The sequence below is a fragment of the Hymenobacter convexus genome (assembly GCF_030580955.1).
In the GTDB taxonomy this organism is placed as follows: domain Bacteria; phylum Bacteroidota; class Bacteroidia; order Cytophagales; family Hymenobacteraceae; genus Hymenobacter.
Genome location: NZ_JAUQON010000001.1, coordinates 391,207 through 417,028 on the forward strand (window position 1 = coordinate 391,207; position 25,822 = coordinate 417,028).

A 25,822-nucleotide genomic window follows, 5' to 3' on the forward strand; every position below is an offset into this window, starting at 1 on the left:
GCATTTGCGGTAGGCCACCGGCTTTTTTTCGGCCCCTCTGTCCCTGACCTTTGTTTTGCAATGACTTCTACCGCCCCCCTGCGCCTGGCTCTGGTCGAAGACGACCCGGAACTGCGCCAGCTCTACTCCGACTACCTCTGCCGCCAGCCCGAGCTGACCTGCGTGTTGCTGGCTGGCTCGGCCGAGTCCTTTTTCGACCAGTTGCCCGACTTGCTGCAAGCTCCGCAGGTGGTGCTGCTCGACGTGGGTCTTCCCGGCCGTAGCGGCCTCGACGCCCTGCCCCGCCTCAAGCAGCTCCTGCCCGACACCGAAGTAGTCATGCACACCGTTTTCGACGACCCCGACCGCATTTATCAGGCCTTGTGCCGGGGCGCTTCGGGCTACGTGCTCAAAAACCAGCCCTTGGCTGAGCTCAAGGCCGCCGTGCTGGAGGTGGCCCGCGGCGGCGCGCCCATGAGCCGCGCTGTGGCCCGGCAGGTGCTGGCCCATTTCAAGCCCATGCCCACGGCGCAGGCCGGCCTGCTCTCCGTGCGCGAGCAGCAGGTTCTCGAAGGCATGGTGGATGGCCTGAGCGACAAACAGGTAGCCACCCGCCTCGGCCTCTCGCCCGATACCGTGCGCACCCACGTCAAAAACATCTACCGCAAGCTGCAGGTAAGCAGCCGCGCCGAGCTGCTGAGCCGCCACGCCAAGGGCCAACTCTGAGCGCGCCCAGCATGACGGGGGGCGTATGGCGTTCTTTTTTCCGCATCATTAAGCCGGCAGGGGGGCTTCCAGCCGCACCTCAAACCCGCCGTTCGGCTGCGGGCCGGCCACCACGTGGCCGCCCAGGAGGGCAGCACGCTGCGCCATGTTCAGCAGCCCCATGCCGGTGCTGGCCGGGCGCGGGGCTTGCGGCTGGCCGTCGTCGGCAATGCTGAGCACCAGCTGGTTGGCCCGTCGGCTCATTTGCACGCGCAGCAGGGTGGCGCCGTGGGCGTGGCGCACGGCATTGGTCACGGCTTCCTTGAAAACCCGGTACACCGACTGGCGCACGGCCGGGGGCAGGGGCGTCGTGTCGGGCCAACCGGTGGTGATAAGCTCGGTTTGCCAGCCGGCGGCGGCGGCGGTGTGGTCGAGGTACTCGCGCATGCGGTCGAAAAGCGAGCCCGCCGAGTCGGCGCGGGCATCAATGCCCCACACTACGTCGCGCATGGTGCTGGCGGCGGCCCGGCTGTTGCGCAATAGGTTGTCGAGGGCTTTTTCCTGCATATCGGCCGGCAAGCCCCGCAGCAGCTCGGCCTGCACGCTCACGCGGGTGAGCAGGGTGCCCACTTCGTCGTGCAAATCGGCCGCGATGCCCGTGCGCAGCTGGGCCTCGCGCAGGGCGCGGGCTAGCCGGCGGCGGTGTAGCCAGTAGGCGCCGCCGGCCAGCAGCGCGGCGGCCAGCACCCACGCGGCCGGGTGGCGCCACCACACGGCCTGCACCAGCAGCGGCAGGCGCAGCACGTTGGCCGTCCGCACTCCGCGGGAGTTTTCTCCTTCTACCAGCAGCGTGTAGCGGCCGGGCTGCGGCACGGGCAGCAGCAGGGTGCGCGGGGTGGTGGTGCGCCACTGCACCCGCCCTGCGGCATCGAGCAGCTGGTAGCGGAAGCGCGCACCTTCCGGGTTGAGGTAGTCGCTCAGGGCCAGGTGGTAGGCGGCGAATTGCGTGTGCGCCGGTAGCGTCAGCACCGAGTCGCGCGCCGGAGCCGGGCGATAATCGGTACTGCCCTGCGGCCCGGCGTTGAGGTAGCGCGTGGTGCCCGTGAGCAGTAGGCGGGGCGCGGGCGGGTCGGCGGGCGCGCGGGCGGGTTCTACCCGGTGCAGGCCGCCCACGCCTCCGAAGTACAGGGTGCCGTCGGAGTCGCGCCAGGCGGCTTGGCGGTTTAGCTCGGCATTGCGCAGGCCGTCGGCGGTGGTGTATACGCTGGTGCGGCGGCGGGCGGGCTGCACGCGCGCCAGGCCGGCGTAGGTGCCGGCCCACACCTCGCCGGCCCGCCCGGGCAGCACCGATACCACCGTGGGACTCAGCAGGCCCGTGCCGGTGGTATAGTGCTGCACCACGCCCGCGGCGGGGTCAACGAGCAGAAGGCCTTGGTCGCGGGTGCCGGCCCACACGCGCCCGTCAGGCGTTATATACAGGCACAAGATGTTGGCCGAAGGCAGCCGGTAGGGCGCGGGCTGGCCGGGGCCGTAGCGGCGCAACTGGCCGGTGGCCGGCGTCAGGCAGCACAGGCCCTGGTCGGTGGCCAGCCACAGGCGGCCCTGTGGGTCTTCGCCCAGCCCCCTGATGTCGCGCCGGGCCAGCTCGGCGGCGGCCGGGCCCGTGGCATAGGGCCGGGCCTGGCGGCGGGCCGGGTCCAGCACAAACAGGCCAGGGTGGGCCCCGCCCCAAAGCTGCCCCCGCCGGTCGCGCAGCAGCACTTGCGCCCCAATGGCCGTCGGCGGCGGCTGCACATAGGCGAAGGGCGTCAGCGCGCCCGTGGCCGGGTTCAGCTCCCCAAAGCCGTGGTTCTCTTCGGCAAAAAACACCCGGGGCCCGGCCACCAGCAGGCCGTACAGAATGCGCGGCACCTTGGCGGAGCCCAGGGGCAGGGGGCGCAGCGGGGCGGCGGGCTGGCCAGCCGGCTGCGTCAGCAAAGGGCTGTAGCTGCTGGCCAGCAGGCGGCCGTCGGGCAAGCGCACAATGCTGCGGGTGCTGTATACTTCGCCGGCCGGCCCGGCCAGCGGGGTGATGAAGCGCGGCATTGGCAGGCGCTTGTAGCAGCCGCGCTGCCCGCGTGAGTACATCCAACGCAGGCTGTCGAAAGTGGCCTGCATGGTGTATTTGAGCGGGGTATCGGAGCTGCCATCCTGTGGGGCCGGCCCTACCGCGACGGCCGGACTACCGCCGGCCGCCGGCCAGCGCAGGGTAATGAGCCGGCCCCGGTTCACCAGCTCCCAGGTGCCGTTGGGCAGTTGCAGCGGCTGGAAGCCTTCTTCCGGGCCGGTGCGCTGCCAGCGCTGCCGCTCGCGCAAGGGGCCGCAGGGCGTGGCCTGCTCGTAGAGGGCCTGTGTGCTCACAAACTGCTGCGGGTGCGTGTCGGGCACCGGCAGCAGGAAGCGGCCGGGCCAGGTAGGGCCGGCCGTAACCCGGCCCTCCGCCAGCCGAAAGATGCGTCCTCCGTCCGTGAGCACCCACAGGCCGGGGCCGTGGGCCTCGGGCGCCAGCCAGCGCACCGGCCGCGGCAGCTGCCACCGGCCGGGCTGGGGCCGGCCGTTCCGGTCGAAGCCACGCAGCTGGCTGTGGCCGTAGCTCACCCACAGGTGGCCGGTGCGCGGCAGCTGCCACAGGTCGTACACCTCGGCCCGGCCTTGGGGCACGTCCGGCAGCGGCACCCGCGTCAGCCGCCCCGTGGCGGGCACGTAGCGAAACAGCCCGGCTGGCCCGCCCACCCAGATAGTGCCGGTAGCATCGGCCAGCAGGCCCTGCACGGGCCCGGGCGGAATGGTGTCGGGGCCGGTGGGGCGCAGCTGGCGCAGGGGCACCAGCTCGTAGCCGTCGTAACGCAGCAGGCCTTCGTCGGTGCCCACCCACATAAAACCGGCGGAATCGCGGGCTAGTTGTTTCACCAGCACCTGGCTCAGCACGGCGTCGCGCTGCCAGCTTTGGGCCCGGGCCGCTGGGCAAAGACTCAGCAGGGCCAGTGGCAGCAGTCCCCAAAAAACCGAAAACACTCGCATCAATTCAGGCAGCCCATTGAAAAAGCCGCGCCGAAAATAGGCAGCAAACAGCCCTGACTTAGTTGAAGCCAGGGCTGTTATCTCTCAAAGCCTAATTTTATTTCGAAGCAGCGTGGTACTCCAGGCCATTGCTACTACGCCGGCTCGCCGGTCTTCTCCAAATCGAACAGCTCGCCGAGCAGCTCCACCAGCTGGCCGCCGTCGTCGCGGCGGCAGGCGGCTTTGAGCTGGAGCACGTGCTGCTTGAGAATCTTCTGCATCAGCGAGCGGGTGGCCTCGTCGAGGAGCTTGCTTTCGGCGGGGGTAGCTTTTTTCTGGAAGCGGTCCAGCTCTTCCTGGCGTAGCTGCTCCAGGCTGGCTTTCATGCGCTGAATGAGGGGCGACACCATCATTTCCTTGGCCCAATCGTTGAGGCCGGCAATGCTTTCGCCGATGATGGCGCGCACCTGCGGCACGGCGGCCAAGCGGGTTTGCAGCGCGGCCGAAGCTTTGCTCTGGATGGCGTCGATGTTGTAGACCAGCACGCCGGGCACCTGCTCCACGTCGGCGGCGATGCTGCGGGGCACGCTCAGGTCGATAAAGAACTTGAAGCTCAGCACATCGAGGTGTTGCACCAGCTCTTTGGTGAAAAAGGGCTCGGCGCGGTTGATGGAGGAAATAATGACGTCGGCTTCCTTGAGGGCCGGCACCAGGTCTTCAAAATCCACAATGCGCATGTTGCACTCGGTGGCCAGTTCTTCGGCCTTGGCGCGGGTGCGGTTGCAAAGCGTCACTTCGCCAAAAGCCTTGCTGGCGGCCAGGTGGCGGCACACGTCGGCCCCAATTTCACCCAGGCCCACCACCAATACCTTGGGGTTGGCCACGTCGGCGGTCAATTCTTCTACCAATTCCAGAGCGGCGTAGCTCACCGAAGCGGCCCCATCGCGGAAGCTGGTTTCGGTCTGGACGCGCTTGTTGGTGAAGAAAACCGTGTGCAGCAGGCGGTGCAGGAAGGGGCCGGCTGCATCGGCATCGGCGGCCCACTGGTAGGCCGTTTTCACCTGGTTGCTGATTTGCAGGTCGCCCACCACCTGGGCGTCGAGGCCCATGGCGACTTCGAAAAGGTGCTGCACGGCCGCGTCGGCGTCGGGCAGCAGGTCGAAATAGGGGAGGAACTGGCCGATGTCGGCGCGGTCCTTCAGGTGGCCTAGGGCGAGGATAATTTCGCGGCTGCGGTCGTCCTCGGCGGCGTAGTACACCTCGGTGCGGTTGCAGGTGCTCAGCACGAGCAGGTCGGTCAGGGCCAGCTCATTGTGCAGCGTATTCAGGAAGCGGCGGCAGGCGGCCTCGTCCAGCGAAAGCAGCTCGCGGATGGCAAGCGGGGCTTTCTTGAAGGAGAGGCTGACGGCCTTGAACGGATGCGACATAGAGTAAATCGACACGAAATCGGACTACAAAATTACGGCAGGATTTCGGTAGGTTATCATAACAACCAACTCATAAGTAGGGTTCGGGCCGAAAGTTGACGAATATCAGGCTGCTGCAGCCCCGCAGCGGCCATCAGGCCGGGTAAGCTTGGGGAAGATGACGAAAGTCAGCTCGGAGCGGGGGCGGGGCGGCCGGAACCGCCCCGCCGGCCGCCGTGCGGGGGGCTTGTACCTTTGCGTCATGTCGCCCAAACTCCCACCCGCTGCTCATTCCTCACTCGTAACCAAGCCCGCCGGGGTTGCCTCACCAGCTGCGCCGGGCGCGGCCAACGCCACTCTGCCGGGCGCGGCCGACGAAACCGCCTCCCTCGAAGCCACCGAAGCGCTGGCGGCGCCCGCGCCGGCCGTCACCTCGCCCATGGCGTGGGTGCTGCTCCTGGTTCTGGCTTCCATTTGGGGCACGTCGTTCATTCTGATGAAGAAGGGGCTGGTGGTGTTTTCGGCCATGGAGCTGGGCGCTACCCGCGTCACGGTGGCGGCGCTGCTGCTGCTGCCGTTTGCCCTGCGCCACGTGGGTGGGGTAGAGCGTAGCCGCTTCAAGTGGCTGGCGCTGAGCGGGGTGGTGGGTACACTCATTCCGGCGTTCCTGTTTGCCTACGCCGAAACCCGGCTGGCCTCGGGGCTGGCGGGCGTGCTCAATGCCCTCACGGTGGTGTTTACGCTGCTGGTGGGGGCGCTGCTGTTTGGGCAGCGGCTCACGGGGCTGCGGGTGCTGGGCATCGCGCTCGGGCTGGTGGGCACCGTGGTGATGCTGCAGCTCGGCGGCAGCGGCGGCGATGCCACGCCCGCCGGCGAGGGCAACGCCTGGTACGGCATCTATATTCTGGTGGCTACGATGGGCTATGGGCTGAGCGTGAACGTTATCAAGTACAAGCTGGGCGGCATGACGCCGGTGGCCGTGACGTCGGTGCTGCTGCTGCTGATTGGCGGGCCGGCGGTGGCCTACCTGCTGCTCGGCACGGGTTTCGTGCACAAGCTGGCTACCGTGCCGGGAGCGTGGGCGGCGTTCGGCTACATCGCGCTGCTGGCCACCATGAGCACGGCCGTGGCCATGGTGCTGTTTAATAAGCTTATTCAACAATCCACCGCCCTGTTTGCTTCGTCAAGCACCTACCTCATTCCCATTGTGGCCCTGGCCTGGGGCGCGCTCGATGGTGAGGCGTTCAACCTGTGGCACTTCGCCGGTATGGTGGTGATTCTGGCTGGCGTCCTCATCATTCACCGGGCACGCTAAGCTGCCAGCTTACAAAAATGGCCCTGGGCCAACTATTTGTTGAAATGCCGCATCTATCTAGCAAAAAGTCGTTTACCCCGGCAGTAAGGCCGGGTTTCCCTGGTTTCTTACACTTGCTGATTTCATGAAACTACCAGTTACTCTCTTATGCAGCCTGCTGAGCATCGCCACTGCTTCGGCCCAAGCCACCTACCGCTTTGGCGTGCGGGCGGGCGGCAACTACGCCACCACGACCGAAAAAAGCGCTACTTTCACTTCTTACGGTAACGCCACGGCTGCCTATCACAAGTCGCCCCTTTTCGCGGGGCAGATTGGGGTGGTGCTGGAAGCACGCTGGAACAAGCTAGCGTTTCAGCCCGCCCTGCTGTTTTCGCAAAAGGGTACGCTCATCGACGCCGACCTGATGTCCATCGACCCGGCCACGGGGTATTTCCAACGGCGGGTGGGTCAAACCACGGCCCGCTACAACTGGCTGGAACTGCCCCTGAACCTAGTGTATGACCTGCCCGGACAATTGGGCCTGCACGTATTTGCTGGGCCTTATGTGGCCGTAGGCGTGGGAGGAAAGGCTATTTCCGAAGTTTACAACTCGACCAACGACCCCAACAACCCAGCGCAAATCCCCTACACCAAGTTTGGCGATAAGATTGAGTATGACCTGTCGGATGCTACGCTGGCCATAACGGCTTTTTCTATTCGCGGTTTTTATTCGCGCCGGGTCGATGCCGGTTTCAACGCGGGGGTGGGCTACCGGCGCGGGCCGGTGCAGGTGCAAGCCGGCTACGGACTAGGGCTGGTGAATCTTTATTACGACAAAGCCGCTGACCGGTACAACAGTAGCAGCGGCTACAACCGCGTCGCGCAACTTACCGCCACCTATTTCTTCAATTAAGCCGCGGCGTAAGAGGGGGTGCAGAAAGCAGCTTTAGTGTGTGGCATCCATTGGTCATCAGTTTCTTACTCGTTCCCATACGGCCATTCCTGAAACCGGGCGGGCAGGCCGGCGGCGCGGGCATTGGCGCGCACATAGGCCAGTAGCCGCGCCAGCTCGGCGGCGTCCTGCACGGCGTACTCGAACCAGCCCACCTGCCAGAACTCGGCTTCGGGGGGCAGCTTGGGGCGCACCAGGCGGCGGCAGGCAGTGCCGGTGCGCAGGTGCAGCAGGTCCATGGCTTTGGCGAAAGACAGGCGGCTGGCTGCGGGCAGGTGAAGCACGAAGTGTACGTGGTTGGGCAGAATAGCGAAGCCGTGCACCACGAAACCAGTTTCCTCCAGCATCATGATTTCGCCGGCCAACACCTCCGCTATTTTCTCGTTTTCGAAGTACACCGGGCCGATGGGCGCACGGTCGAGCACGGCGTCGAACCGGGCAAAAAACTGCTTCTGGGCGCGTGGGTGGTCGGTGCCGGCCTCCTGAGCTTGCTGGAGCAGGGCCTCTAGCTCGCGGCCCGTAGCGGCCGGAATGGTGCCGTGCAGGCGGAAAGTGAGGAAGCGCGTTTCGCCGGGAGCCATGTTTGAGCGGTAGGTCGGAGACGGGAGAATATCCGTTCTTTCGAAGGTAGCGCCTGCTGTTAATTACTTGCCGCCGACGCATCTTTGGGCGTGCCGGCGTGCGCGCCGTATCAACAACTCCTTTCCCAGGCAGCAGCGCTACGCTTTGCGCTGCTGCATCCTATCAGCAGCTACCGTCCCGTCTTCCCGGGCACGCACCATGCATACGCTACTAATCGACGACGACGAAATTGCCGTTTTCCTAACCGAGCGCCTGCTCCGGCGCGAAAATTTTTCCGACGACATTGCCGCCATCGGCAGCGGGGCCGAAGCCCTGGCTTTTCTGCAAAAAGCCTCCGTCGAAGAGCTGCCCCGCGTTATTTTTCTCGACCTGAACATGCCCGAGATGGACGGCTGGGAACTGCTCGACGCCCTGCAGCCCCTGCAGGCCCGGCTGCGCGGGCGTTGCCACATCTACATCCTCACCTCGTCGCTGGCGCACGCCGACGCGGCTCGGGGACAGGCCAGTGGCCTCGTGGCCGGCCTCATCCGCAAGCCCATCGACCGCGACCAGATTCTGGCCGTGCGCGCCCAGCTGACGCCGCGGCCGGGCCCGGAATAACGTTGGGCGGCCATTACACGGCCAGCGGGGCGGCGAGGCTGGGTAGCTCCATGTAGAACGTAGTGCCCTGATTCTCGGCGCTTTCCACCCAGATAGTGCCATTGTGCAGCCGCACCAGCGTTTGGATGAGGTGCATGCCGAGGCCGGTAGTTTTCTCGCCGCGCAGGCCCGGCCGGCGGGCCTTGGTGAAGCGGTCGAACAGCACGGGCAGCAGCGCGGCCGGAATGCCGATGCCGTCGTCGGCCACGGTTACCAGCACGGTGTGGGCGCGCTGCTCCACGCGCACCGTAATGTGGCCGCCCTCGCGGGTGAACTTAATGGCGTTCGACATCAGGTTGTTGATGACCTGCAGGAACTTGTTGTTGTCGATTTCGACAAACAGCGTGGCCTGCGCGGGCTCGAAATGGAAGTGCTTGGCCACCAGATGCTCGCCTTGCTGGTAGGTTTCCACCACCTGGCGCAGGGCCAGCACCAGGTCCACGCGCGTGCGCTTGAGCTCCACGCTGGCCGAATCCATGAACTCGCCGTCTACAAAGTCGCGGATGAGGTTCACGCTGTCGCGGCAGGTATCGCGCATGATGCCCAGCATTTTCTGCACTTGCGGGTCGTTCAGCGGCCGGGTTTTCTCGCCAATGTATTCGGCCAGCTGCTGGAGCATGTTGAACGGCCCGGCCAAATCGTGCGACAGGATTTCCAGCGTGGTGTTCTTCTTGGCCATGTACTTGTCGGCGTTGCGGATGTACTCCTGCTCCACGGTTACGTCGTTCACGGTGCCGGACAGCAGCGTCTGGCCATCGGGCGTGGCCGAGCGGTGGGCCCGCACGCACAGCCAGCGCCGGGGCACGTCGGGGCGGGGCTGCACGCGTAGCAGCAACTCGTCGTGGAGCTGGCCGGCGGCCAGCTCGGCAAAGCATTTGCGGGCGTAGGTCTGGTCCTCGGCGGGCAGGTAGCTCAGCAGGCGCGGCAGGTCGGCGTCCACGTTTGCGCGCGGGTGGCCGGGAAAAAGCCGCTCATAAGCCGCGCTCAGGTACAGCATCCGGCCCATGCTCACGTTGTAGATGAAGGAGGCGTGTTGGCTGTCTTCGAGCAGGTACTGAAACGGTTCCGGAAGAGGTGCCAGCATGGAAGTGAAGTAGAAAAAGTTAGACAAGGCGCCGCGTCCGCAACTGAAGGAGGCAAAGTCTTGATTCCCGAAGTTTCGAAATATAGCAGGAAGGCCGACAACGCTCCGCTGTCGCCAGGGGTCCTCCGTGCTGCGCTGTTGCATCAGCAAGTTACGCTATTTGTCGCCGAGTGGCTTTTGCCCCGGAAGCCGGTTTGGCATCCGGCACATAATCAGCAAAAAGGGCCGCTGGCGCAAAACGCCGCAGCCCTTTTTAGGGGAAATAGCCGGCGGTGGGTGCCTACGCCGCCACCGGCGGCGCGCCGGCTTGTCCCAGCTTGGAATGCTTATACCCGTAGCCGAAGTACACGGCAAGCCCAATCAGTAGCCACACAAAGAACAAGGTCCAGTTGCTGATGCCCAGCTCGGTCATCAGGTACAGGTTGATGAGCAAGCCCAGCGTGGGCAGCAGCGATAGTTTCTTGCGGAACGACAAGATGCTCAGGGCGATGCAGAACAGGAAGAACACCAGCGTCGGAATCTGGTGGGCGAAGCCGCCCGTCACTTTGCCGCTCACGGCATCGGTTTGGAGCCAGCCGTGCGCGCCGCTCACGTCGAGCATAAACTCGTGGTTGCTGGCCGCGTTGTAGCGCACCACCAGCCAGGCGCCCACCGCCAGAATAAGCGGCACCAGCCACTGCCCGTTGATGTAGGGCACCTTGAAGCGGGCCTCGGAACGGCCGTAAGGGTCAATAATCAGGATGCCGCCGCACACCAGCGCAAACGCGAACAGCGTGCCGATGCTGGTGAGGTCGACCACCAAATCCATGTTGAGCACCAGGGCCGGCACGGCCACGAAAAAGCCCGTGACAATGGTGCTGAACGACGGCGTATGAAAGCGCGGGTGAATGCGCGAAAAGATGGACGGCAGCAGCCCGTCGCGGCTCATGGTGAGCCAGATGCGCGGCTGGCCCAGCTGAAACACCAGCAGCACCGAAGCCATGGCAAACACCGCACTCACCGCCACCAGGCCCGACAAACGCGGCAGGCCCACCTTGGCAAATACGAAGGAGAGCGGGTCGCCCACGCCCAGCTCCTTATACGAAACCATGCCCGTAAGCACCAGTGTGATAACGACGTACAGCACCGTGCAGATGATGAGGGCGTACATCATGGCCTTGGGCAGGTCGCGCTGCGGGTTCTTGCATTCTTCGGCCGTGGTGGAAATGGCATCGAAGCCGATGTAGGCGAAAAACACGGCCGACACGCCCTTGAGCACGCCGCTCACGCCATTGGGGGCGAAGGGCGTCCAGTTGGCGGGCTGCACGTAGAACGCGCCCACCGCGATGACGATGAAGACGACAATCAACTTCAACAAAACCAGTAGGTTGGAAGCGTTTTTGCTTTCCTTGATGCCTACGTACACCAGCGCCGTGATGAGGACGGTGATGACGAAGGCCGGCAAATCCATGACCATGTGCAGGCCGCCAAACAGCGCGGGCGCCTGCGTCCAGGCCTTGTAACCGTCGAGTTGGGCCGGCGACACAGCGGCCAAAGCGTCAGCCAGCGGCTTGCCCTGCTCGGTGAGGGCCGTGACGGCCGCGTAGCCCGCGTGGCCGGTTTGGGTACCCATCGTGAGCCAAAGCGGCAGGTGCAGCCCGATGCCATCGAGCAGCCCGGTGAAGTAGTCGGACCAGGAAATGGCCACCACAATGTTGCCCACCGCGTATTCCATAATCAGGGCCCAGCCGATAATCCAGGCCGCCAGCTCGCCGAAGGAGGCGTAGGCGTAGGTATAGGCCGAGCCGCTGACCGGAATGGTGGCCGCAAACTGCGCGTAGCACAGTGCCGAAAATGCGCAAGCCACGGCCGTGAATACAAACAGCAGCGACACCGCCGGGCCGCCGTCCAGACTGGCCTTGCCGATGGTGCTGAAGATGCCGGCCCCGATGATGGCCGCAATGCCCAGGGCCGTGAGGTCGCGCACGGTGAGGTGGCGGGCCAGGCCGCCGGCGGAGGCGCCCTCGTGGTCGGCCGGTGGGTTTTGCAGGATGGCCGCAATGGTTTTGCGGCGGAAAAGAGACGTGGAAGAACGCATGAAAGGTGAGCGGAACGGGTTTGAAGGGCAAAAGATAGCGCCCCGGCGCGGGTTATCGGCCCGCCGCCCGCCCGGGCCTTACCAGTACGCCGGGTTCAGAAGGCCTTGCAGCAGCGTCCCGCCCACGTTCAGAACGGCCGAGCTGCGGCCCACCTGCATCGGAATGCCCACCGAAAAAGCCCCCAGCCCGCCGTAGCTGCCATAGGGTAGCATGCCAAGCGGCGCATTGCGCGCCGCCAGCGGCGCAAACCCCGCGTTGGTGGGCAGGCCGGCCGCATCGAGCCCGGCGAGCTGGCCGGCGCCGTAGGTGGGCAGGCGGTAGGGCGCGAAGGTGTACTGCACGTAGGGCCGCAGCTTGCCAGCCGTGCGGCTGCCCAGCTGGTAGCGCAGAAACGGCTGCGCACCGTAGCCGTAGCTGCCGGTGGCGGGCAGGGGCGAGTAGGCCCCTACTACATACGTCCCCGTCAGGAAATGGCCTTTGCTGGGCGTCGCCGGCGCCGGCACTTCCAGCCCAACGGTGGTAGTCGTGCCCGATTGGGCGTGGCCCAGCGTGGGCAGTAGCAGTAGCGTCAGGGCGGCGATGGAGGAAGAGGTAGGCATAGGGCGAAGGAACAGCGGTTTGGCAATGACCAAGATACACTATTTTGGATGAGAAGGTGTGCAGTTTGCGCCGGCCGGGCATCAAGGAGAAAACCCGGTGTTTATGCGTTCTGCTCCCGTCCTCCACATCCCGCAGCCCTGCTCCGAAAGCTGGGCCGCCATGACGCCCACGACTGCTGGCCGCCACTGCACCGCCTGCCAGAAAACGGTGGTCGACTTCACCCAAAAAACCGATGCCGAAATCCTGGCCCTGCTGGCCGGTGCCGCGGGCGGCCGCACCTGCGGCCGTTTCGCGGCGGGGCAGCTTGGGCGGCCGTTGCAGCGCGCCGCCCCGGCTGCCCCAATGCCAGCCCGCTGGCGCACCTGGCTGGCGGCGGCCGTGGCCCTGTGGGCCGTGCGCGAAGGCGTGGGCACGGCAGCCAAGGCGCAGGCCCCCGCCGAGTGGCGCGCCCGCTACTGGGGTGGCCCCGTGCCGGCCGCACCGGCAGCTGAGGCGAAAAACGCAATGGAACGCATAGACCGCCCAACCGAGTCGCAGAGCAGCATGATGGGTGATACTACACTGGTGTCCGCAAATCTGGCTGCGCCGCTGCCGGTTTCTAAAGCTACCCAGGCGCTGGTGCTGCGGGGCGTCGTGACCGACGTTGCGACGAACCAAGGATTGCCAGGTGCCGTCGTTCTGGTGAGGGGCGCCGAATTGGGAGCGAGTACTAATGCTGACGGGGTCTTTGAGTTGACACTGCCTGCTCAATTTGCCGGCGAAGATTCCATATGTTTTGTGGTGCGTTTTATCGGCTATGAAACACAGGAGCACACACTGGCCAGAGCAGAAATGAGCCCAAGCCAAAGGTTCCAACTTGGAACAGCTACTTCGATGGGGCTGCCTGAAATATTGGTATTGCCGCCTGCTCCCTGGCACCCGCGCAGCTTCTACTACTGGGGTAAATACTGGCTCACACGCCCCTTCCGGCGCAGCTAAGCCGCCAAAAACGCTACATTAGCCCCATGACTACCAGCCCCGCCCTCCGCATTCCGCAGCCCTGCCCCGAAAGCTGGGCCGCCATGACGCCCACCGCCCAGGGCCGCCACTGCGCCGTGTGCGCCACCGAAGTGGTCGATTTCACCCGCATGAGCGAGGCCGAGGTGCTGGCGTTTCTGGCGGCGCGCGGCGGACAGCGGGTGTGCGGGTTGCTGGCCGCCCCGCTCACGCCCCGGCCCGCCGCGCGGCTGCAAGGCCCCCGGCGCTGGTTGTGGGCCGCGCTGGCGTTACTGGGCTGGCACCCGGTGGCCTCCTGCGCCAGCAAGCCGCCGCAGGCGCCGCCCTCCACGCCCGCCGCCGCCGTGGCCGACCCGGCCGCCTCGCAGAAGTCCGTTGTTATCCGGGGTCAGGTGCTGGATGGCGAGAAGGGCCCCGGCGTGGTGGGTGCGTTTGTCTTCATCAATAAGACCGAATTCGGCGCCACTACCGACGAAAACGGCCGCTTTGAGCTCGTGCTGGCCGCCAATTGGGCGCCCGTGAAAGCGGGCTCCCTTACGCTGCACGTGCAGGGCAACCCGTTTGAGCTCAAGCCCCAGGACGTGCCCGTGAACCTGCGCACAGCCGTGCAGCCCATCGAACTCAAAATCAAGCTGCAGTCGACCGAAGGCCGGGGCCATATTATGGGCCGCCTGGTGCCGCCCGTGCCGCCCGTGGCCCCGCCGCGGGGCTGAGCATTTCGATAGTGCCTTAGGGCTTCATTGCTAATGCCTTGCGTAGTACATTTGGCGCATGCCCGAAACGACTATTCGCCTTCCCAAGCCCTGCCATGAAAGCTGGGCCGCTATGACGCCCACCGCTACCGGCCGCCACTGCGCCAGCTGCCAGGAAACCGTGGTGGATTTCACCCGCATGAGCGAAGCCGAAGTGGTGGCGTTTTTGCAGCAACACCCGGGCGTGAGTTGCGGCCGGTTTCGGGGAAGCCAGCTCGACCGGCCTTTGCTGGCGCCGGCCCGGGCGGTGGGCGGCTGGCGGCGCTGGTGGGGCGCCACGCTGGCGCTGCTGGGGCTGGGTGCATTGGCGGCCCCAAAGGCGCAGGGGCAAGCCGCGCCAGCCGCCTATTGGGGCGGGCCGGTGCCCCAAAATCAAGTGCAACCGACAAAGGTTGGAACAACAGCAGCGGGACTGGCGGCCGGGCGTGTCGATTCAGTAGGAGGCGACAATGCAAGGCTGCGGGACGGTTCCTTGCTCACCATCAATGGCGTTGTGTACGATGCGCATGGCCGGCCTCGGGAAGGCATCGAAGTGGGCTTGTCGTCGGCGTTGCCCGATGATTTTGTCACGACCACCGATGCGCAGGGAAGGTTTCAGTTGGTGGTGCCTATTGAAGGCCTCGGCGAAGAGCCAGCGGTTACGGCCTATCACTGGGAGCGGGTAGGGTGGCATTACCAGCTGGCCAGCGCCGACATTGACAAGACCAGCCAAAAATCCTACGTGCTTCACCTGAAGAACCGAATGAAAAGAAGAAGTCATTCGGTGGGGAAGTTCCGCTAACAACCGCCTCCGGCAAACCTTTCGGCCCCGAAAAGCCTTCTCAAGGGGTATGAAATTCCTGCGTTTCGCCCTGCTGCTCACGGTTGCTACTGCCTGCTCCATCCTCAAGCCTACTACCAAGAACGACCTTTTCCCCGGCCGTGCCCAGCTGCCGCTGGAAGAAGCGCCGCACGTAAATAACTCGCTGGAATGGTGGTACTTCACTGGGCATTTGAAGGACGTGAAAACGGGCGAGAGCTTCGGCGTGGAGTATGTCTTCTTCCACTTCAACCCCGACGGCAAGCAGGACTACCAGATGGTGCACTTCGCCCTCACCAACCCGCAGACGCAGCAGTTTCGCTACGACTACTTCCTCGGCAAGCTGCCGCAACCGCTGGCTGCCACGCTGCCCATCAGCCTCGCCCAGCCTAAGGCCGCCCAAACCTGGACGCTCACCGGCCAGGAGGGCGCCTATCAGCTGCAGGCCCGCATGGCCAACCAGGCCGGCCAGGCCATCAGCCTCACCACCACGCCCGCCAAGCCCGTGCTACTGCACGGCGGCACCGGCTACGAGCAATACGGCCCCGTGGCCCAGGCCGGCTACTATAGCTACCCGCGCCTGGCCGCCACCGGCACCATTGAAGTGGCCGGCAAAACGCACGAAGTGACCGGCGAGCTGTGGTACGACCGCCAGTGGAACTGCGGCGGCGTGAACAAGAAAAACGTGGCCTGGGACTGGCTCAGCCTGCAGCTCGACGAGCCCCGCGAGGAGCTGATGCTTTACACCGTGCACGATACCCAGACCGGCCAGCACATCGGCGGCGGCTCGCACTTCGGCGCCAAAGGCGAAAACCTGCACCTCGCCGAAACCGATTTCAAGCTGGAGCCCATCACATACTGGACCAGCCCAACCTCAAAGAAAAAATACCCCGCCACCTGGCACATCAGCGTGCCCGGCAAAGGCTACGAACTGACCGTGACGCCGCTAGTGCCCAACCAGGAGCTCAACCTGCGCGTCTTCAAAGTGCTGAACCTGCGCTACTGGGAAGGTATGTGCCGCGTGACGGGCACCCGCCACGGCCAGTCCGTGACGGGCAACGCCTACGTAGAAATCACGAATAGGTAGTCGTAGCGCGGACTTTTAGTCCGCGAATAAGAACGTTACTATTTCGCGGACTAAAAGTCCGCGCTACTGGTTTAGCACCACCCGGAAGGTGGTGCCTCTCCCCAGCTCGCTCCATTTCACGAAGAGCTGGCCTTCGTGGTAGTTCTCGATGATGCGCTTGGCCAGGGCCAGGCCCAGGCCCCAGCCGCGCTTTTTGGTGGTGAAGCCGGGCATGAACACGCTTTCCATCTTGTTTTTGGGAATGCCCTTGCCGGTGTCGGTGATGTCGACGGCGACCTGGCGGGGCGGGGTGCCGCGCCGGTACCAGGTGCGGCGCGTGCGCACGCGCCGCAGGTGCAGCGTGATGGAGCCGCGCCCGTCCATGGCGTCCACCGCGTTTTTGCAGATGTTTTCGATGACCCAGTCGAACAGCGGCACGTTGATGCGGGCGGGTGTGTCCATCGGCAGGTCGGATTCAATCTTGAACACGACCTTTTTCGATACCCGGCTTTGCAGGTATTCGATGGCGTTGCGGGTGGTCTGGTACAGGTTTTCGTCCTTCAGCACCGGCACGGAACCGATGTTGCTGAACCGCTCGGTGATGATTTCGAGGCGGCGGATGTCCTTGCCCAGTTCCTCCACAATGGGCTCGTTCTTGAAGCGGTCGGAGTCGCGCAGGTAGTTCTGCCAGCCTACCAGGCTGCTGAGCGGCGTGCCCAGCTGGTGGGCCGTTTCCTTGGCCAGGCCCACCCACACGCGGTTTTGCTCGGCCCGGCGCGAGGAGCTGAACGCGAAGTAGGCAATGATGGCCAGGCAGCCGATGACTACCAACTGCACCAGCGGGTAGGTGCGCAGCTGCCGCAGCAATTCCGAGTCGCGGTAGAAAATGTAGTTGCGCGCCCCGGCCCCCAGCTCCACTATAATGGGCGGGTGCAGCAGCTTCATCTTGGCCAGCTCCTGCTGTAGCACGGCCATCGAATCGGCTTCGGGCAGGTGCAGTGGCATGTCAATATTCTTGGCGCTGACGACGTTGGTGCCATCGGTGAGAATTACCGGAATAGTCGTATTTCCGTTGATGATTTGGTCGAAAATGAACGGATTGATGGTTTCCGAATTGACGGTAAATTGCTGTGCTTTAGCATACAACTGAATCTGCTGCTGCTCGCGCTCGGCCACCCGCTTCACCAGCAAGTTGGTGTAGATGACGGTGGCCGCGCCGATGAGCAGCGCCAGCACCGCAATCAGGATTTTGATGCGGGTTTTCTTTTCGTAAATCGGAATCATGTAATTGTTAGAAAGAACGTCATGCCGCAAAACGTCATGCAGAGCGCAGCGAAGCATCTTGCCCGCCACCACTAATCAATGCCGTTTCAACGATTGAGTTAGCAGTGGCGGGCAAGATGCTTTGTTGCGCTCTGCATGACGTTCAGATTTCAAGCGAGCCAACTGCCTCAGCCCACCAGCACGGCGTCGCTGTTGGCAATTTCCTGCAGAATCTCATATACCTCGGCCGGCGTGCCCACGTCCACCAGGCGGGTGCGCCAGGCTTTGGCGCCCTCCAGGCCGCGGAAATAATGCGCGTAGTGGCGGCGCATTTCGAAAACGCCCACTTTCGGGCCTTTCCACTCCACGCTGCGGTCGAAGTGCATCTGGCACATGGCCACGCGCTCTTCGAGGGTGGGCGGGGCCAGGTGCTGGCCGGTGGCCACGTAGTGCTTCACTTCGCGGAAAATCCAGGGGTAGCCGATACTGGCCCGGCCAATCATCACGCCATCCACGCCGTAGCGGTTTTTATATTCGAGGGCTTTTTCGGGCGAGGTGATGTCGCCGTTGCCGAAGATGGGGATTTTGATGCGCGGGTTGTTTTTGATGCTGGCGATGAGGCGCCAGTCGGCCTCGCCCTTGTAGAGTTGGGCGCGGGTGCGGCCGTGCACCGTGAGGGCCTGGATGCCCACGTCCTGCAGGCGCTCGGCCACTTCTTCCACGTTTTTGGTGCCCTCGTCCCAGCCCAAGCGGGTTTTCACGGTCACGGGCAAGTGGGTGTGCCTAACGACGGCGGCCGTCATGGCCACCATTTTGGGGATGTCCTGGAGCAGGGCGGCGCCGGCGCCGCGGCAGGCCACCTGCTTCACCGGGCAGCCGTAGTTGATGTCGATGAGGTCGGGCCCGGCCTCGGTGCTGATGGCCGCGCACTCGCCCATCGTCTCCACGTCGGAGCCGAACAGCTGGATGCCGATGGGCCGCTCGTAGTCGAATACGTCGAGCTTTTTGCGGCTCTTGGCCGCGGCCCGGATGAGCCCTTCCGAGGAAATAAACTCGGTGTACATCAAGTCGGCCCCGTTGGCCTTGCACACGGCGCGGAAGGGCGGGTCGCTCACGTCCTCCATGGGCGCGAGGAGCAGGGGGAAGTCGGGGAGGGTGATGTTGGGACCTATTTTGACCACGGGGATATCGGGTTTTTTAGCGGATTATTAGGAACGTCATGCTGAGCTTGTCGAAGCATCTCTACCGCTTCGGTGCAACGGCATTGATTACTTATGCGGTAGAGATGCTTCGACAAGCTCAGCATGACGTTCACAAAACTCAATCGTCAAGCCTAAGTTAAAAACTGCGGTAAATTTACGCCCTTCCCAACTTGTACCCCGCCATGAAAGGTTTCCTGTCCCGCACGCTGCACCCCGGCTTGCAGATTTTGTTTCTGCTGGTCTTCATGGTGGTTTGCCTCTGCGTGGCCTACGCCGTGATATTTGCCTGGGGGCTGGGCGGCTTTGGGCTGTCGGTGGGCGGAATGATGGCCGCCCTGCAGCGCCCCACCGAGGCGCCCGACGGCTGGGGCATCCTGATGATGGTGCAGGGCGTGACGCTGGGGCTGGTGTTTGGGGGCGGCGCGCTGGCGCTGGCCTCGGCAATGGGCTACGGCTGGGCCGAGTATTTCAGCCCGCGCCGGCTGGGGGCGGGCTGGTGGCTGCTGGCGGCGGGCGCGCTCATCCTCGTCATCATGCCGCTGATGTCGGTGGTCATTGCGTGGAACGCGGGCGCGCATTTCCCGGCCGCGCTGCACGATTTTGAGGGGTGGGCCCGGGCCAGCGAAGACCGCGCCGCCGTGCTCACCAAATTTCTCACCCGGTTCAACTCCGGGACGCGGTTCCTAGTGGGCGTCGTCGTCATTGCGCTGGTGCCGGCCGTGGCCGAGGAGCTGGTGTTTCGGGGCGTGATTCAGAAAAACCTGGTGCGCTGGTTTTCGCCGCACGTAGGCGTGTGGCTGGGAGCGGCCATCTTCTCGGCCATTCACATGCAGTTTTTTGGGTTTGTGCCGCGCTTCCTGCTGGGACTGGTGCTGGGGTATCTCTACCTCTGGAGCGGCAATATTCTGGTGAGCATGGCGGCGCACTTCACCCAAAATGCCTTCCAGCTGCTGCTGGTTTACCTCACCCAGCGCGGCCAGTTCGGCTGGGGCTTCGATGCCGATTCCAACGAGGCGCTGCCGTGGTGGCTGGTGTTGCCTTCGGCGCTGCTCACGGCGGGGCTGCTCTACGTGCTGCACCAGCGCCTGACGGCCGCCGCCGTGGCCCCACCTACCCAGATGCTCACCCTCAGCAGCGAGGGCGTAAAAAGGACAGTGTAGAGACGCAATGCTTTGCGTCTCGTCGTTGAACGACCGGAGCCGCGTCATCTGTATTCTTAAACCGCGCAGTCTAAACAACATCAGCAACGACGAGACGCAAAATATTGCGTCTCTACCGCAAGACTTCTCATCCTTTCTCCCTTCCACTTTGCCCGACTCTACACCTCCGCTTCCCACCGAAACTTCCGCCGAAAAAGCCGGCCCCAGCAACCTGCAACTGCGCATCACTTGGGGCGTCATTGGCGCCGCGCTGCTGCTGGGCAGCGTCTGGTTCAGCCCCTGGACGTTCGGACTGTTTTTCGCTGCTGTGCAGGCCGTGATGCTGTGGGAGTTTTACCGCATGATGCGGGCGGGCGGCTTCGCGCCGGCCACGTGGTTTGGGGTGGGAGTCAGCCTTGTGCTCTTCGGAGGTGTCTTATTTGGCACGTATTACATGATGGGCGACAGCATTATTTCGCTGGCGCCGTCCGACGGTTCACCTGCGGGAGACAAGCTTGCGGAGCATATCACCTCGTCCTTCTGGCAATCGCAAACTTGGCTGACAATGTTTGCCATTCCCGGCGCCTTGCTCACTGCGACGACGGTGTTGCTACTGATTCGGGAAATGTTTCTCTGGCCCAAATACATCCAGCCCTTTACCAATGTAGCTTCCACGCTTACCGGCCTGCTCTATGTGAGCGTGCCCATGACGGCACTGATTGTTGTGGCCTTTCATCCGGGGGGCTACGATTACCGCCGCATCTTCGGCCTGCTCTTCCTCATCTGGGCGTCCGACATCGGCGCCTACGCCGTGGGGCGGGCCATCGGCAAGCACAAGCTGGCCCCCAAAATCTCGCCCGGCAAAACCTGGGAAGGCTGGGCCGGTGGCTTCGCCATGACCTTGCTGGTAGGCTGGGCCATCGGCTTCATGCTGCCCGATATGCCGCTCACGCACCGCCTGGTGGCGGCCGGCGTGGTGGCCGTGTTCGCGCCGCTGGGCGATTTGGCCGAGTCCATGCTTAAGCGCAGCGTGGGGGTGAAGGACTCGGGCAGCATCATGCCCGGCCACGGCGGCCTGCTCGATAGGTTCGACGCGTTTCTGCTGGTGCTGCCGGTACTGGCGCTGCTGCAACTACTGGCGGGGTAGGCTGATGCGAGGCCGCAATAAAAAAGCCCCGCTGTCTGATTGGCAGCGGGGCTTTTTTATTACGGCCTCAATTTTTATTCCACCACCAGCTTCTTCACCACCGTGCCCAGGTCCGTGGTCAGGCGCAGGGAATACACTCCGACGGCCACCTCGCCGAGCGGCAGCGTGTGAACAACTGCGCCAGCAGGCAACACCTGCTGGCGTACCACGCGGCCCAGGGCATCCACCAGCGTAGCCGTCACGGGCTGGCGGCTCAGGCTTAGCGGCAGCTCAATATTTACCTGTTTAGTAGCCGGATTGGGGTACAGGGCCACCTGCCGGGCCAGGGCCGCCGGTGCGGTAGCCAATACTTGTAGTTCCCCAAATACCAGTTCGAAGCGCGTAGTATTAAGCGTCGCCGCGTTGGCCACCGTGAAGTGGTAGCTGGGCTGCTGGCGCAGGTCGGTGAGGGTGCCAAGCTGCAGGTCGCGCAGGTATACGGGCACGGTGCTCAGGTTGAGCATTTCACTGACATTGAAAGTATAAGTGCCCGCGGCCGACACGCCCACGGCCAGCGGCACCACGCGCGGGGCCGGGCCCAATTCGGGCTGGCCGTCGATGCTGAGCTGGCGGCCGGCCTGACTGGTGGCTAGGTTGAGGCCCGAGGGGTTGGGTAGCTTCTCGGCATCGAAGGAACGGTCGAAGCCGCTGGTGGCGCCGCGTTCGAAATACACGGTGGTTTCATCGGCGAGCGGGCTGCCGACACCTTGCAGAGTGAGGCGCAGCAGCGGCCGGGTTTCGGCCGTTGTGCGCTGAAAAGTCGTGCCGTTGGCCACTGTCAGGCGCTGGCTGTTGCGGAACGTGAGGCTGGCCGAGTTCTGGCCGGCCGCCACGCGGGCAAAAAAGCCTTGGCCCACCGGCAGCACCGGGTTGCCCACGTTGTTGACGTAGCTGCGGTACTGGCCCGCATATTGGCCAGTGCTGGCGTACACGTAAATAGCGTCGTCGAGGCCGGTGCGGTCGGCCGCATCTACCAAAGAGTAGTCGAGCGGGGCAGGGTAGGGGTTGCCCAGCAATTGCCAGCCGCCATCGGCAAAGCTGGGGCGGGTGCTGCTGAGGGCCAGCGTCAGCGGGCCATTATTGAGCGTCCCCCGAAAATCGACCAATTCCCCGGCCCCGATGTTCACCGTGTAGCCCCGGCCCACGGCCAAAGCGTCACCGGGCGCGGCGGGCGAGAAGAAGCCTTTATCGAACGCAGTAGTGGAATTGGTGAGAGCCAGACGGCTGTCGTCGTAGCCATACACCGTGGGGAAGGGCGTCACGCTGTTGGGCACGGCGGCCGAGTTGTAGGCCGCGTTCAGCACCGGCGCAAAGCCGCCGCCGTTGGCCGCCGTGTTCAGGTCGGCCACGGTGGTGCTTTGCACCGGCGAGGCATAGTGGCGGTAGCCCAGGCCGGGGTTTAGGCTCGGGTCGATGGCGCGCTGCACCGTCACGGTGCCATTCACCACGCCGCCGCTGTTCACCACCAAGCCGTCGTTAGCCACGCCGCTGCTCACGCTGGAAAGCAGCGTCAGCCGCTGACCGTTGGTGGTCAGGTTGCCCAGCAGCGTGAGGGCGCCCTGGAAGCTGGTAGGCGTGCCCAGGCTGGCCCCGGCAGCGCCGATGCTCAGGCCTTGCACCCGCAGCGAGCTACTGCCGCCCAGCACCTGGCTGGCGCTACCGGTGGTGGCCAGCGTGCCGCCGGTGGCCGTCCAAGTGCCGTTGTTGGTCAGGTTTCCTGTCAAACTCAGGGTGCCGCCGCTCTGCGTGAGCGAGGCGCCGCTGCTCACCACCAGAGCGCGGGCCACGGCCGCGCCGGTGCTCAGTTCCGGGAAGCGGGTAACTGCTACGCTCGGAATGAAGGCGTCGAGGGTGGACACCGGCACGCCGCCGGTCCAGTTGCCGGCCGTGAGCCAGTCGGTGCCCGCCGCGCCGGTCCACAGGTTGGCGTATTCGTAGGCGCCCACGTCGGGGGCGCTGCCGGTGTAGGTGAAGCTGGTGGGGTAGTTGGCGGTGGTACCCGCGTCAATGAGGGCGCTGCCAGGGGCCAGGCGCAAGGTCTGGATGATGGGCAGGCTGCCGTCGGCCTGGCGCGGCGACCGCAGCAAGGTGGTATCAATGCTGAGAAAGTCGCTGGAGCTGACTGTTACGCCCACGCTGTTGGGCGCAAACGTGTTGTGGTCGACGGTACTCGTGGTGGGGTCGCAGTTGGTGAGGTCGGCGCCTACCACGGCCGGGCTGTAGCTGATGTTGTTCTGCACGATGTGGCCGTAGCCGGGCACGTCGGTATTCGTTGCCAGGCTGGCATTGCTGCGGTTCAGCATGTTGTAGTTGGCGCTGCTCGAACCGCCGCCGTTGCGGTAGGCCGTGTTGTCGACGAAGGTGAGCCCGCCCAGGTGGTGGTTGGCGTAAAACCCGTTCGCCTTGTTGCGCACCGACACGCAGCCCTGCACCACGTTGCGCGGAATGGGGTTGGGCACGCTGGGGTTGGCCCCGGTGCCGTAGCCGCCCGCCTTGAAGCCGTTGCCATCGCCGCGGCTCACAAATTTCGGCGTGTAGCCGTTGTAGAAGGCCCAGCAGTTCTCGAACGTGACGGCCGCATTATTCGTGATGCAGTCGAAGCCGTCGTCGCTGTTTTGCCAGGCGCGGCAGCCGCGAAACACGTTGCCGGTGTAAGTAGTCTGGTTCACGTGGGCCCCGAAGCCGTCGACGTTGCCGCCGTTGGCCGTGCCGGTGGAGTTGGGCGCGTTCACGTTGTCGTTGTTGCGGTAGGCGTCGCAGTTCAGCACCAGGGTATTGCCCCCGCGCGTCATGTAAAAGCCGATGGCCTGGCCGTCGTGCATGCTCAGCCGTTCGAAAATGTTGTTGCCCAACGCTCCGCTCTGCGACACGCAGATGGACAGTGTATTGACGGTAGGACCCACCACGGGCACCCGCAGGCCCACTATTTCCAGCCCGCGTATATGGATGTAGCCGCCCGTCACCTCAAACGCGCTGAGGCGGTAGGGGGGCGGGTTCGGGGCCCCGGCGTTGGTGGCGTTGGGGTCGACGTTAGCGTAGTTGAATACCGGCTGCTCGCCGGGGTAGGCCCAGTAGTTGACGCGTTTGCCGGCTACGCCGCTAATGTTCAGGAGCGTGATGTAGGCGTAATTGCCGTTGGCAACGGTAGAATAACCAGCTATCTGCGAGTTCTGCATCATGTACGTGCCGCCGCGGATGTACACCGTGTCGCCCGTGCTGATGGTCGTGGTAGAAGCGGGCGTGCTATTGGCTAGCATCACCGCCTGCGCCCGCTGAATGGTGAGGAAGGGCGCCGTAATAGTGCCGGGGTTGGTGTCATTGCCCGTCGGGGCCACGTAAAACTTAGTAGCGAATGCCGGGCTGAAGCTCACGGCCAGCAGCAAGGCGAGAAGGTATTGTTTAACCATAGGGATGTGGGAATTAGAGTTTGGGATGAACTTACAGGTGCTGTTTCCCGACACTCTCCTGCACCGTCCGGCCCGAACAATATTTTGACGCTGACAATGTGCGCAGTAACTGAAAAAAATGAGCTGATAATCAACGAATAATGGAGGTGCTTGTTGAAATATTATTTTGATTTCCAACTGCTTGAGTGATAAGTGCTGCTGCGTTTGAAACTCAGGGGCAGCCGGTGCCCGTTGCGTGGATGCACCCCCAAACGTTTGCAGGAAATTCCTTCGTCATCCTGACAAAAGCAATACCTTTGCGGGCCTAAAACGTATCCATCATCCCACCCAACGCTTCTCAAACCAACCCCCTTTCGAATGGCAGCCCACACTGTGTATAAAGAGCCCGCGCCCTTAATGGACCGCGAAAACCCGCTCGAATCGATGATGTCGCGCTTCAACATCGCGGCCGAAATCCTTGGCCTCGACGACGAAACCTACAACGTCCTCAAAGCGCCCGACAAGCAGGTTATCGTCAACATCCCGGTGACGATGGACGACGGCAAGATTCACGTTTTTGAAGGCTACCGCGTTATTCACAACACCATTCTGGGCCCGAGCAAGGGCGGCATCCGCTACGATAAAAACGTGCACCTCGACGAGGTGAAGGCCCTCGCGGCCTGGATGACCTGGAAGTGCGCCGTGGTCGACATCCCCTACGGCGGCGCCAAGGGCGGCATCATCTGCGACCCCACCACCATGAGCGCCGGCGAAATTGAGCGCATGACGCGCGGCTACACGCTGGCCCTGAAAGACATTTTCGGCCCCGACCGTGACATTCCGGCCCCCGACATGGGGACCGGCCCCCGCGAAATGGCGTGGTTGATGGACGAATTCTCGAAAACCAACGGCATGACCTCGCCCGCCGTGGTGACGGGCAAGCCGCTGGTAATGGGCGGCTCGCTGGGACGCACCGAGGCCACCGGCCGCGGCGTGATGGTATCGGCCCTGGCCGCCCTCAAAAAGTTGGGTTTGAAGCCTACGGAAGTTTCGGCCGCTGTGCAGGGCTTCGGCAACGTGGGCTCGTGGGCGGCGGTGCTGCTGCACCAGCAGGGCGTGAAAATCAAGGCGGTGTCAGATATTTCCGGCGCTTACTGGAACGCTGATGGCATCAATATCGACGAGGCCATTGCCTACAAAAATGCCCATAACGGCCGCCTCGAAGGCTTCACCGGCGCCACGCCGATGGACCCCAACGACCTGCTGACGTCCGATGTGGACGTGCTGGTGCCCGCCGCCGTGGAGGACGTCATCACCGAGCACAACGCCCACGACATCAAAGCCAAGCTCATTGTGGAGGGCGCCAACGGCCCCACCTCGGCCTCGGCCGACCCCATTATCAACGAGAAGGGCATCATGGTGGTGCCGGATATTCTGGCCAACTCGGGCGGCGTCACGGTGTCGTACTTCGAGTGGGTGCAGAACAAGCAGGGCTTCAAGTGGACGCTGGAAATGGTGACCGAGCGCGCCGACCGCATCATGTCCGACGCCTTCGAAAAGGTGTACCAGACCAGCCAGAAATACAAGGTGCCGATGCGCATCGCAGCCTACGTGGTGGCCATCGACAAGGTGGCCCAGACCTACAAGTTCCGCGGCGGCTTCTAAAACCATTGTC

Annotated in this window: 20 protein-coding genes; 11 read left to right on the plus strand and 9 right to left on the minus strand. The window is 64.0% G+C overall.

Annotated elements, in window-relative coordinates; genetic code table 11:
- Nucleotides 1-60: 60 nt before the first annotated feature.
- Nucleotides 61-705 (plus strand): LuxR C-terminal-related transcriptional regulator, encoded by a 645-nt coding sequence (locus tag Q4S41_RS01535; RefSeq protein WP_305029368.1) that lies wholly within the window; start codon nt 61-63, stop codon nt 703-705.
- Between the two features lie 48 nt (nt 706-753).
- On the opposite strand, the gene Q4S41_RS01540 is transcribed toward Q4S41_RS01535, so the two are convergent.
- Together Q4S41_RS01540 and hemA are read right to left on the minus strand one after the other, a co-directional pair.
- Complete coding sequence (locus Q4S41_RS01540; protein WP_305029369.1) at nt 754-3,738, minus strand: sensor histidine kinase; 2,985 nt, start codon at nt 3,736-3,738, stop codon at nt 754-756.
- Between the two features lie 140 nt (nt 3,739-3,878).
- Nucleotides 3,879-5,150 carry a glutamyl-tRNA reductase gene (hemA, locus tag Q4S41_RS01545; RefSeq protein ID WP_305029370.1) on the minus strand — a complete coding sequence of 424 codons (1,272 nt, stop codon included), beginning with the start codon at nt 5,148-5,150 and terminating at the stop codon, nt 3,879-3,881.
- A gap of 241 nt (nt 5,151-5,391) precedes the next feature.
- Between hemA and Q4S41_RS01550 the strand changes: the two genes are divergently transcribed.
- Nucleotides 5,392-6,444, plus strand: coding sequence for a DMT family transporter (locus Q4S41_RS01550; protein ID WP_305029371.1), 1,053 nt, complete (start codon nt 5,392-5,394; stop codon nt 6,442-6,444).
- A gap of 124 nt (nt 6,445-6,568) precedes the next feature.
- Nucleotides 6,569-7,336, plus strand: coding sequence for an outer membrane beta-barrel protein (locus Q4S41_RS01555; RefSeq protein WP_305029372.1), 768 nt, complete (start codon nt 6,569-6,571; stop codon nt 7,334-7,336).
- A gap of 65 nt (nt 7,337-7,401) precedes the next feature.
- Here Q4S41_RS01555 and Q4S41_RS01560 read toward each other — a convergent pair whose 3' ends face one another.
- A complete protein-coding gene (locus Q4S41_RS01560; protein ID WP_305029373.1) occupies nt 7,402-7,956 on the minus strand; it encodes a transposase in 555 nt (184 codons plus the stop codon).
- Nucleotides 7,957-8,155: 199 nt separating this feature from the next.
- Between Q4S41_RS01560 and Q4S41_RS01565 the strand changes: the two genes are divergently transcribed.
- Nucleotides 8,156-8,557 (plus strand): response regulator, encoded by a 402-nt coding sequence (locus Q4S41_RS01565; protein ID WP_305029374.1) that lies wholly within the window; start codon nt 8,156-8,158, stop codon nt 8,555-8,557.
- A 13-nt stretch (nt 8,558-8,570) separates the two neighbouring features.
- On the opposite strand, the gene Q4S41_RS01570 is transcribed toward Q4S41_RS01565, so the two are convergent.
- The 3 genes from Q4S41_RS01570 to Q4S41_RS01580 all read right to left on the minus strand — a co-directional run bounded on the left by Q4S41_RS01570 (nt 8,571) and on the right by Q4S41_RS01580 (nt 12,357).
- The gene (locus Q4S41_RS01570; RefSeq protein WP_305029375.1) at nt 8,571-9,680 is read right to left on the minus strand and encodes a sensor histidine kinase; all 1,110 of its coding nucleotides are present in this window, start codon (nt 9,678-9,680) and stop codon (nt 8,571-8,573) included.
- Nucleotides 9,681-9,960: 280 nt separating this feature from the next.
- Nucleotides 9,961-11,757: an amino acid permease gene (locus tag Q4S41_RS01575; protein WP_305029376.1), complete on the minus strand. Its 1,797-nt coding sequence runs from the start codon at nt 11,755-11,757 to the stop codon at nt 9,961-9,963.
- A gap of 78 nt (nt 11,758-11,835) precedes the next feature.
- Nucleotides 11,836-12,357 carry a hypothetical protein gene (locus Q4S41_RS01580; protein ID WP_305029377.1) on the minus strand — a complete coding sequence of 174 codons (522 nt, stop codon included), beginning with the start codon at nt 12,355-12,357 and terminating at the stop codon, nt 11,836-11,838.
- A 103-nt stretch (nt 12,358-12,460) separates the two neighbouring features.
- Here Q4S41_RS01580 and Q4S41_RS01585 point away from each other — a divergent pair, with 103 nt between their 5' ends.
- Genes Q4S41_RS01585 through Q4S41_RS01600 form a run of 4 tightly spaced genes read left to right on the plus strand, consistent with a single transcriptional unit; the run spans nt 12,461 to nt 15,992 of the window.
- Nucleotides 12,461-13,336 (plus strand): carboxypeptidase-like regulatory domain-containing protein, encoded by an 876-nt coding sequence (locus Q4S41_RS01585; protein ID WP_305029378.1) that lies wholly within the window; start codon nt 12,461-12,463, stop codon nt 13,334-13,336.
- A 26-nt stretch (nt 13,337-13,362) separates the two neighbouring features.
- Nucleotides 13,363-14,067, plus strand: a complete 705-nt coding sequence (locus tag Q4S41_RS01590) for a carboxypeptidase-like regulatory domain-containing protein (RefSeq protein WP_305029379.1) — start codon at nt 13,363-13,365, stop codon at nt 14,065-14,067.
- Nucleotides 14,068-14,125: 58 nt separating this feature from the next.
- A complete protein-coding gene (locus Q4S41_RS01595) occupies nt 14,126-14,887 on the plus strand; it encodes a hypothetical protein (protein ID WP_305029380.1) in 762 nt (253 codons plus the stop codon).
- 49 nt (nt 14,888-14,936) lie between these two features.
- A complete protein-coding gene (locus tag Q4S41_RS01600) occupies nt 14,937-15,992 on the plus strand; it encodes a lipocalin family protein (RefSeq protein WP_305029381.1) in 1,056 nt (351 codons plus the stop codon).
- Between the two features lie 63 nt (nt 15,993-16,055).
- Here the strand turns inward: Q4S41_RS01600 and Q4S41_RS01605 are convergent, their stop codons facing one another.
- Both Q4S41_RS01605 and dusB read right to left on the minus strand, forming a co-directional pair.
- Complete coding sequence (locus tag Q4S41_RS01605) at nt 16,056-17,255, minus strand: ATP-binding protein (RefSeq protein WP_305029382.1); 1,200 nt, start codon at nt 17,253-17,255, stop codon at nt 16,056-16,058.
- A gap of 167 nt (nt 17,256-17,422) precedes the next feature.
- Nucleotides 17,423-18,415, minus strand: a complete 993-nt coding sequence (gene dusB / locus Q4S41_RS01610) for a tRNA dihydrouridine synthase DusB (protein ID WP_305029383.1) — start codon at nt 18,413-18,415, stop codon at nt 17,423-17,425.
- 203 nt (nt 18,416-18,618) lie between these two features.
- On the opposite strand from dusB, the gene Q4S41_RS01615 reads away from it, so the two are divergent.
- Entirely contained in the window at nt 18,619-19,596 is a 978-nt protein-coding gene (locus Q4S41_RS01615; protein WP_305029384.1) for a CPBP family intramembrane glutamic endopeptidase, read from the plus strand.
- Between the two features lie 148 nt (nt 19,597-19,744).
- Nucleotides 19,745-20,722: a phosphatidate cytidylyltransferase gene (locus Q4S41_RS01620; RefSeq protein WP_305029385.1), complete on the plus strand. Its 978-nt coding sequence runs from the start codon at nt 19,745-19,747 to the stop codon at nt 20,720-20,722.
- A gap of 74 nt (nt 20,723-20,796) precedes the next feature.
- On the opposite strand, the gene Q4S41_RS01625 is transcribed toward Q4S41_RS01620, so the two are convergent.
- Nucleotides 20,797-24,168, minus strand: a complete 3,372-nt coding sequence (locus Q4S41_RS01625) for a T9SS type A sorting domain-containing protein (protein WP_305029386.1) — start codon at nt 24,166-24,168, stop codon at nt 20,797-20,799.
- Between the two features lie 357 nt (nt 24,169-24,525).
- Here Q4S41_RS01625 and Q4S41_RS01630 point away from each other — a divergent pair, with 357 nt between their 5' ends.
- Complete coding sequence (locus tag Q4S41_RS01630) at nt 24,526-25,812, plus strand: Glu/Leu/Phe/Val family dehydrogenase (protein ID WP_305029387.1); 1,287 nt, start codon at nt 24,526-24,528, stop codon at nt 25,810-25,812.
- Nucleotides 25,813-25,822: the final 10 nt, after the last annotated feature.

What these genes read in the sequence shown, in the direction of transcription:
- Q4S41_RS01535 (WP_305029368.1), top strand. Translation starts at nt 61, where the DNA reads ATGACTTCTACCGCCCCCCTGCGCCTGGCTCTGGTCGAAGACGACCCG.
- hemA (WP_305029370.1), bottom strand. Translation starts at nt 5,150, where the DNA reads ATGTCGCATCCGTTCAAGGCCGTCAGCCTCTCCTTCAAGAAAGCCCCG.
- Q4S41_RS01550 (WP_305029371.1), top strand. Translation starts at nt 5,392, where the DNA reads ATGTCGCCCAAACTCCCACCCGCTGCTCATTCCTCACTCGTAACCAAG.
- Q4S41_RS01555 (WP_305029372.1), top strand. Translation starts at nt 6,569, where the DNA reads ATGAAACTACCAGTTACTCTCTTATGCAGCCTGCTGAGCATCGCCACT.
- Q4S41_RS01560 (WP_305029373.1), bottom strand. Translation starts at nt 7,956, where the DNA reads ATGGCTCCCGGCGAAACGCGCTTCCTCACTTTCCGCCTGCACGGCACC.
- Q4S41_RS01565 (WP_305029374.1), top strand. Translation starts at nt 8,156, where the DNA reads ATGCATACGCTACTAATCGACGACGACGAAATTGCCGTTTTCCTAACC.
- Q4S41_RS01570 (WP_305029375.1), bottom strand. Translation starts at nt 9,680, where the DNA reads ATGCTGGCACCTCTTCCGGAACCGTTTCAGTACCTGCTCGAAGACAGC.
- Q4S41_RS01575 (WP_305029376.1), bottom strand. Translation starts at nt 11,757, where the DNA reads ATGCGTTCTTCCACGTCTCTTTTCCGCCGCAAAACCATTGCGGCCATC.
- Q4S41_RS01580 (WP_305029377.1), bottom strand. Translation starts at nt 12,357, where the DNA reads ATGCCTACCTCTTCCTCCATCGCCGCCCTGACGCTACTGCTACTGCCC.
- Q4S41_RS01585 (WP_305029378.1), top strand. Translation starts at nt 12,461, where the DNA reads ATGCGTTCTGCTCCCGTCCTCCACATCCCGCAGCCCTGCTCCGAAAGC.
- Q4S41_RS01590 (WP_305029379.1), top strand. Translation starts at nt 13,363, where the DNA reads ATGACTACCAGCCCCGCCCTCCGCATTCCGCAGCCCTGCCCCGAAAGC.
- Q4S41_RS01595 (WP_305029380.1), top strand. Translation starts at nt 14,126, where the DNA reads ATGCCCGAAACGACTATTCGCCTTCCCAAGCCCTGCCATGAAAGCTGG.
- Q4S41_RS01600 (WP_305029381.1), top strand. Translation starts at nt 14,937, where the DNA reads ATGAAATTCCTGCGTTTCGCCCTGCTGCTCACGGTTGCTACTGCCTGC.
- Q4S41_RS01605 (WP_305029382.1), bottom strand. Translation starts at nt 17,255, where the DNA reads ATGATTCCGATTTACGAAAAGAAAACCCGCATCAAAATCCTGATTGCG.
- Q4S41_RS01615 (WP_305029384.1), top strand. Translation starts at nt 18,619, where the DNA reads ATGAAAGGTTTCCTGTCCCGCACGCTGCACCCCGGCTTGCAGATTTTG.
- Q4S41_RS01625 (WP_305029386.1), bottom strand. Translation starts at nt 24,168, where the DNA reads ATGGTTAAACAATACCTTCTCGCCTTGCTGCTGGCCGTGAGCTTCAGC.
- Q4S41_RS01630 (WP_305029387.1), top strand. Translation starts at nt 24,526, where the DNA reads ATGGCAGCCCACACTGTGTATAAAGAGCCCGCGCCCTTAATGGACCGC.